Origin of the sequence: Pseudomonas sp. CM25 (genome assembly GCF_013179705.1) — a bacterium.
Taxonomy (GTDB): Bacteria; Pseudomonadota; Gammaproteobacteria; order Pseudomonadales; family Pseudomonadaceae; genus Aquipseudomonas.
Genome location: NZ_JABMCW010000116.1, coordinates 8,574 through 15,418, shown reverse-complemented (window position 1 = coordinate 15,418; position 6,845 = coordinate 8,574). Strand labels below are relative to the sequence as shown.

At 61.4% G+C, this 6,845-nt stretch carries 7 protein-coding genes and 1 pseudogene; 6 read left to right on the top strand and 2 right to left on the bottom strand.

What is annotated here, in order from left to right:
- The first annotated feature begins 101 nt into the window (after positions 1-101).
- A complete protein-coding gene (locus HP546_RS14300; RefSeq protein ID WP_172226311.1) occupies positions 102-851 on the top strand; it encodes a DUF599 domain-containing protein in 750 nt (249 codons plus the stop codon).
- A gap of 67 nt (positions 852-918) precedes the next feature.
- Here the strand turns inward: HP546_RS14300 and HP546_RS14295 are convergent, their stop codons facing one another.
- Positions 919-1,194, bottom strand: coding sequence for a hypothetical protein (locus HP546_RS14295; RefSeq protein WP_172226308.1), 276 nt, complete (start codon positions 1,192-1,194; stop codon positions 919-921).
- 155 nt (positions 1,195-1,349) lie between these two features.
- On the opposite strand from HP546_RS14295, the gene HP546_RS14290 reads away from it, so the two are divergent.
- From HP546_RS14290 to HP546_RS14275, 4 genes are all read left to right on the top strand, one after another.
- A complete protein-coding gene (locus HP546_RS14290; RefSeq protein ID WP_172226305.1) occupies positions 1,350-1,826 on the top strand; it encodes a PaaI family thioesterase in 477 nt (158 codons plus the stop codon).
- On the top strand, positions 1,823-2,305 hold the full coding sequence (locus tag HP546_RS14285; protein ID WP_172226302.1) for a PaaI family thioesterase: 483 nt from the start codon (positions 1,823-1,825) through the stop codon (positions 2,303-2,305). The genes HP546_RS14290 and HP546_RS14285 overlap by 4 nt, the downstream gene beginning before the upstream one ends.
- 70 nt (positions 2,306-2,375) lie before the next feature.
- On the top strand, positions 2,376-4,280 hold the full coding sequence (gene htpG / locus HP546_RS14280) for a molecular chaperone HtpG (protein WP_172226299.1): 1,905 nt from the start codon (positions 2,376-2,378) through the stop codon (positions 4,278-4,280).
- A gap of 78 nt (positions 4,281-4,358) precedes the next feature.
- On the top strand, positions 4,359-5,084 hold the full coding sequence (locus HP546_RS14275; protein ID WP_172226281.1) for a dienelactone hydrolase family protein: 726 nt from the start codon (positions 4,359-4,361) through the stop codon (positions 5,082-5,084).
- A 130-nt stretch (positions 5,085-5,214) separates the two neighbouring features.
- Here HP546_RS14275 and HP546_RS14270 read toward each other — a convergent pair whose 3' ends face one another.
- Entirely contained in the window at positions 5,215-6,078 is an 864-nt protein-coding gene (locus tag HP546_RS14270) for a pirin family protein (RefSeq protein WP_172226278.1), read from the bottom strand.
- Positions 6,079-6,196: 118 nt separating this feature from the next.
- Here HP546_RS14270 and HP546_RS14265 point away from each other — a divergent pair.
- A pseudogene (locus tag HP546_RS14265) lies at positions 6,197-6,845 on the top strand (amidohydrolase); the annotation flags it as partial.

The following is a 6,845-nucleotide window of genomic DNA, read 5'->3' as shown; positions in this document are numbered from 1 at the left end:
TGCCTGTGCAGATATCTGCCAGAAGGTGTGCCTTTTGCCGCTTGCCAGCGTCGAAACCCGGTCCCTATCCTCTAGGCACCTGGCCCATTCGGGAACACTGCATGAACTTCATCCAAAGCAACCTCAACAACCTGTTGGCCATCGCCTGGTTTGCCCTGTGCTGGGGCGGGTACACCCGCTATGCCATCTGGAAGGGCCGCGACACCGCCTGCCTGGCCAGCGTGCTGCACCTGTACCGGGAAGACTGGATGCGCCGCATGTTGCTGCGCGACAACCGCATCGCCGATGCCAGCGTGATCGGCAACCTGGAGCGCAACGCCTCGTTCTTCGCCTCCAGTACCCTGATCATCCTGGCCGGCATACTCACCGTGCTGGGTGCCTCGGACCGGGCACTGTCGCTGCTGGCCGACCTGCCGCTAGTCCAGCAGGCGTCCCAGGGCATGTCGGAGATCAAGCTGCTGTGCCTGGCCACGGTGTTCGTCTATGCCTTCTTCACCTTCAGCTGGTGCATGCGCCAGTACAACTTCGCCGCAGTACTGGTAGGCTCGGCACCGATGGTCGGCGAGCGCCTGGTCAACGAGCTGGAGCGCAAGGCGTTCGCTTCACGCGCGGCGCGGGTACTGTCGCTGGCTGCCAACCAGTTCAACCTGGGCCTGCGCTCGTATTACTTCGGCATGGCCATGTTGAGCTGGTTCATCAGCCCGTGGTTGTTCATGGCCATGAGTGTCGGGGTAGTGCTGATCCTGTACCGCCGCGAGTTCCATTCGGATGTGCTCGATGTGATGGTGTTCACACCCACGGAAAGTGTGCCTGGCGAGCCTGCCAGGGAAACTAGTGCGGCGGGCAACTGAAACGTTTAATCCTCAAGTTTCAGGCACAAAAAAACCCGACAGCGTCGGGTTTTTTTGTTTCAGCCAATTACTGCTTGGCGGGTTCGGCCGGCGTAACTGGGGCAGCCGGAGTAGCCGGAGCGGCTTCTTCGGCAGCCTTCTGCTCGGCTTCGGCCTGATCTTTGGCAGCTTCGGCGTTTTCCTTGGCGGCGTCGTTCATCTTATCCTGAGCTTCACCCATTTTCTCCTGGGCTTGTTCAGCATGTTCTTGTGCGTCCTGGGCTTTGTCTTCGCTCGCTTTATCGCAAGCGGCCAGGCCCATGGCAGCAGCCAGCATCAGAGCAAAAGCAAAAGGTTTACGCATGGGGGTGTTTCTCCTTGGTGGAATAAGTTGACTTGAACCTTCGAGTACAACTACGCGGAAGAAGTTCAACGGAGATTACAGATATATAACGCCCCGTTCCAGATAGACTTTTTACTCAATCCATGCCGCTGCGGCAGTTCAGGTGGATACAGCGAATGAGCGATTCAACCTTGATGGCCATGGCCGAGCGTTTTCTCTCGGCATTGAAACATTGCCAGTTGTTGCAGATGCGTGTGGTACACGCCGATGCGCAGGGCATCACCCTCATCCTGCCCTGGTCGCCGGCCATCGTCGGCAACCCGCAAACCGGCGCTGTGCATGGCGGCGCCCTGACCACGCTGATGGACACCACCTGCGGCATGGCCACGCTGTGTGTGCTGCCGCGCTTCGAGGTGTGCCCGACGCTGGACCTGCGTATCGACTACATGCACCCGGCGCAGGCCGGCAAGGCAATCTACGGCCATGCCCAGTGCTACCGGGTGACCCGTGATGTGATCTTTACCCGTGGCACCGCCTACCAGGACGACCCTGACCAGCCGATTTGCCAGGTGGTCGGTACATTCATGCGGCTGGGCCAGGAGGTCAAGGGCGGCATCCGCTTTGGCAACAACCTGAAGGAGGGTGGGGCATGATTCCGCACGCGGTTCGCCAGCAGCTCAACGCCGCCCATGCCCAGGGGGATTACCGGCCGCTACTGGCGCTGATCCCCTACGCAGGCCTGATCGGCATCGAATGCGAGCGCCGGGGCGAGGACCTGCTGTTTCGCCTGCCGGCCAACCCGGACAACATCGGCAACCCGCTGCTGCCCGCCATTCACGGCGGCGTGATCGCCGGCTTCATGGAGCTGTCGGCGGCGCTGTACCTGCTGATCTACAGCGACAGCGCAAGCATTCCGAAGATCATCGATTTTTCCATCGACTACCTGCGGGCCGGGCATTTTCGGGATACCTACGCACAGTGCCAGCTGTGGCGCCAGGGTCGACGGGTGACCAACGTGGCCATCACCGCCTGGCAAGGTGACAGGCAATCGCCGATCGCCACGGCGCGCGCGCATTTCAAGATTGAACCGGAAAAGCCCTTGAAATCATCCGGGCTGCCCCCATCTGCATGACATCCGCCTTTAACGCAGGCCGAACCGGCCGCCAGGCGCCCACTGCCATCAGATCGGAGTTTTGAAGACCATGAGTGTGGATACTCAAAAAGAAACGCTGGGCTTCCAGACCGAGGTAAAGCAGCTGCTGCACCTCATGATCCATTCGCTGTATTCGAACAAGGAGATCTTCCTGCGTGAGTTGATCTCCAACGCCTCCGATGCCGTGGACAAACTGCGCTTCGAAGCGCTGGCCAAGCCCGAGCTGCTCGAGGGCGGCGATGAACTGAAGATTCGCGTGAGCTTCGACAAGGACGCCGGTACCGTCACCCTCGAGGACAACGGCATCGGCATGAGCCGCGAAGACGTCATTGCTCACCTGGGTACCATCGCCAAGTCCGGCACTGCCGACTTCATGAAGAACCTCACCGGTGACCAGAAGAAGGACTCGCACCTGATCGGTCAGTTCGGCGTGGGCTTCTACTCCGCGTTCATCGTTGCCGACAAGGTCGATGTGTACAGCCGTCGCGCCGGCCAGCCGGCCGCCGAAGGCGTGCACTGGTCGTCGAAAGGCGAGGGTGAGTTCGATGTGGCCACCATCGACAAGCCACAGCGCGGTACCCGCATTGTCCTGCACCTGAAGAAGGACGAGCTGGAGTTCGCCGATGGCTGGCGCCTGCGCAACGTGGTCAAGAAGTACTCCGATCACATCGCCTTGCCGATTCAGCTGCCGAAAGAGCAAGCTGCAGCCGAAGGTGAAGAACAGCCAGCCGAAGAGTGGGAAACCGTCAACCGCGCCAGCGCCCTGTGGACCCGTCCGCGTACCGAGATCAAGGACGAGGAATACCAGGAGTTCTACAAGCACATCGGCCATGACTTCGAAAACCCGCTGGCCTGGAGCCACAACAAGGTCGAAGGCAAGCTGGAATACAATTCGCTGCTGTACGTGCCGGCCCGCGCGCCGTTCGATCTGTACCAGCGCGAAGCACCGCGCGGCCTGAAACTGTACGTGCAGCGTGTGTTCATCATGGACCAGGCCGAGTCGTTCCTGCCGCTGTACCTGCGCTTCATCAAGGGTGTGGTCGACTCCAACGACCTGTCGCTGAACGTGTCGCGTGAAATCCTGCAGAAAGACCCGATCATCGATTCGATGAAGACCGCGCTGACCAAGCGCGTGCTGGACATGCTGGAGAAGCTGGCGAAGAACGAACCCGAGCAGTACAAGGGCTTCTGGAAAAACTTTGGTCAGGTGCTGAAAGAAGGCCCGGCCGAAGACTTTGCCAACAAGGAAAAAATCGCCGGCCTGCTGCGCTTCGCCTCCACCCAGGACGAGAGCGGCGAGCAAAGTGTCTCCCTGGCCTACTACCTGGCCCGCGCCAAGGAAGGACAGGACAAGATCTATTACCTGACCGGCGAGTCCTACGCGCAGGTCAAGAACAGCCCGCACCTGGAAGTCTTCCGCAAGAAAGGCATCGAAGTGCTGCTGCTGACCGACCGCATCGACGAGTGGCTGATGAGCTACCTCAACGAGTTCGACGGCAAGGCGTTTGTCGACGTCGCCCGCGGCGACCTGGACCTGGGCAACCTGGATTCGGAAGAAGACAAGAAGGCCCAGGAAGAAGTCGCCAAGGACAAGGAAGGCCTGGTCGAGCGCCTGAAAGGTGCGCTGGGTGACAGCGTGGCCGAAGTGCGTGTATCGCACCGCCTGACTGATTCGCCGGCGATCCTGGCCATTGGCGAGCAGGACCTGGGCCTGCAGATGCGTCAGATCCTCGAAGCCAGCGGGCAGAAGGTGCCCGAGTCCAAGCCGATCTTCGAATTCAACCCGGGTCACCCGCTGATCGAGAAGCTGGACAACGAACAGAGCGAGGACCGCTTTGCCGAGTTGTCGCACATCCTGTTCGATCAGGCGGCCCTGGCGGCCGGTGACAGCCTGAAAGACCCGGCGGCCTACGTTCGTCGCCTGAACAAGCTGCTGGTCGAGCTGTCTGCTTGAGTTGATGCACAGGAAAGCCCGCTTCGGCGGGCTTTTTTCATGGCAGGCTTTTTAAGAACAGTGCCAAAGGAGTGCTTGATGAGCAAAGTAATCGTCGAATCGCTGGTCTACCATCTGTCCGGCAAGACCTACGAAAGCCGCTTGGTCCATGAGCCGGGGGCGCTGGGCCGGCCGGGGCTGGTGATGGCGCCGAACTGGATGGGTATCGGCGAGGGGGCCGAGCGCATCGCCAAGGAAGTGGCCGAGAAGGGCTATGTGGTGCTGATTGCTGACTTGTACGGGCAAGGTGTGCGTCCGTCCAATGCCGACGAGGCCGGCGCGGCAATGATGCCGCTGAAGAACGACCGTGGTGAGTTGCGCAAGCGCATGCAAGAGGCCCTGGCGCAGCTGTTGGGGCAGTCGAAGGCGCTGCTGGAGCCTGGCATGGTTGGCACGTTCGGTTTCTGCTTCGGTGGCTGCTGCGCCCTGGAGCTGGCGCGTACCGGGGCTGACCTGCGGGCGGCGGTGTCGTTCCATGGCACCCTGGACACGCCGAACGCAGAAGATGCCAAGCGCATCAAGGGCTCGGTGCTGGTGCTGCATGGTGCTTCCGATCCACTGGTGCCGAAAGAGCAGTTGCCAGCGTTCGAAGACGAGATGAATGCGGCCAAGGTCGACTGGCAGCTGCTGAGCTACGGCGGGGCAGTGCACTCGTTTACCGACCCGAATGCCAATGTGCCGGGCAAGATGCAGTATGACCGCCGTACTTCGGAGCGGGCGTTCCGCTCGATGCACAACCTGCTCAGCGAAGTTTTCCAGCGCTGATACCGCAGGGGCCGCTGTGCGGCCCATCGCCGGCAAGCGCGGCTCCCACAAAGTGGCATGAGCTGTATCTGTGGGAGCTGGCTTGTCGTGGCGACGAACCGCGGCGATGGGCTGCAAAGCAGCCCCAAAATCACCTAGGCAACTCGATCCTCGAAGTTTCCCTCGGCACCACTGGCCAATCCCCGGCAGCCCACTTGGCCCTGGCTTGCTCGATCAGTTCCGGGTCACTGGCGACAAAATTCCAGTTCATCCGCCGCGGCCCATCCAGCGGGTCCCCGCCAATCAGTACCAACTGGCACTCTTCCTCGGCATACAGCGTCACCCATTCACCCTCTGGCAGGACCACCAGGCTGCACGCCTCGACCTGTTCGCCATCCATGAACAGCTCACCGTCGAGCAGATACAGCGCCCGCTGTACATGTTCGCCAGGTACTACCAGCGTAGTGGCCGGCTGCATCGTCACATGCGCATAAAGGGTAGGGGAGAGCACCGGCACCGGTGATTCCAGGCAGAACCCGCTGCCTGCAATCATGCAGATACGCACGCCCAGGCTATCACTGAACGGCAAGCTCGCCGCTGGATGATGGCTGTAGCTCGGTTCGCCCTGTTCCAGCGCCTGTGGCGAGGCCAGCCACACCTGCAGCCCGTGCAAGCGTGAGCCATGGCTCAGGGCGTCCGCAGGCGTGCGCTCGACATGCGCCACACCTTTACCAGCGGTCATCCAGCTCACATCCCCAGGCAGCACGCGCTGCTCCGAGCCGAGGCTGTCTTTGTGCAGGATTGCGCCTTCGAACAAGTAAGTCAGCGTTGACAGGCCAATATGCGGGTGCTGGCGGATGTCCATGCCGTGCCCCGGGGGATAGTCGGTTTCGAGCATATGGTCGAAAAACACGAATGGGCCGACGCTGCGGCACTGGGCCGATGGCAGCGGGCGCAGGATCGGCTGGCCCTCGACCGACTCGGCACGTGGGCGGATGACCAGAGGGCTGCTCATGGGAAGGGCTCCAGGCGAGGTGGAATGCCCCTAGCATAGCGGTTCGCAGGCGTTGGCTGAACCGTCTGGTTGGCCGGCCGGTCTACTCTTTCCATACCCGGTAAAAGGAAGCTGCCCCATGATAGCCAGAGCGCTGGCCTGCGTGCTGTTGTCCGGCTGGCTGTGCCAGGCGGCACAGGCGCGCGACTACCGCTACAGTGATGCCCACCTGCACTATGTCGACTTCTTCCAGGAAAGCGAGGGGATGCCGGCGCTTGTCAAGGCCATGGATGCGGCAGGTATCGACCAGTCGATGATTTCCGGTATCCCGGTGGCCAAGAAGTGGCATGAGGACGAGCCCAAGCGCCCGCGCTATTACGCCGGTGACGACGCCGATGCCTACTGGTACAGCGCAACCGACACCTACGTGGCGGCGGCCGTGCTGAAATTGCCGGACGAGCAGCGTCGGCGTTTTCATCCGTTCCTGACCGGTTTCAATCCGGTGGACAAGAACGCCGTCAGCCACATCGAACGCATGCTCGATATGTACCCGGGCCTGTGGCAAGGCATTGGCGAGGTATTCACCCGTCACGACGACCTCACGGCACTGACCAGTGGTGACACGCCGCGCGCCAACAACGAAGCCATGACGCGCATCTATCACCTGGCGGCCGAGCGCGATCTGCCGGTGCTGCTGCATTCCAACATCACCTCCAAGCGCGAGCGCAACCCGTTGTACCTGGCGGAGCTCGAAGAACCACTGCGCAATCACCCGCATACGCGGTTCA

Excerpts from the sequence above, each read along its gene's own strand:
- HP546_RS14270 (WP_172226278.1), bottom strand. The coding sequence starts at position 6,078 with ATGAGCAGCCCTCTGGTCATCCGCCCACGTGCCGAGTCGGTCGAGGGC.
- HP546_RS14300 (WP_172226311.1), top strand. The coding sequence starts at position 102 with ATGAACTTCATCCAAAGCAACCTCAACAACCTGTTGGCCATCGCCTGG.
- htpG (WP_172226299.1), top strand. The coding sequence starts at position 2,376 with ATGAGTGTGGATACTCAAAAAGAAACGCTGGGCTTCCAGACCGAGGTA.
- HP546_RS14285 (WP_172226302.1), top strand. The coding sequence starts at position 1,823 with ATGATTCCGCACGCGGTTCGCCAGCAGCTCAACGCCGCCCATGCCCAG.
- HP546_RS14275 (WP_172226281.1), top strand. The coding sequence starts at position 4,359 with ATGAGCAAAGTAATCGTCGAATCGCTGGTCTACCATCTGTCCGGCAAG.
- HP546_RS14295 (WP_172226308.1), bottom strand. The coding sequence starts at position 1,194 with ATGCGTAAACCTTTTGCTTTTGCTCTGATGCTGGCTGCTGCCATGGGC.
- HP546_RS14290 (WP_172226305.1), top strand. The coding sequence starts at position 1,350 with ATGAGCGATTCAACCTTGATGGCCATGGCCGAGCGTTTTCTCTCGGCA.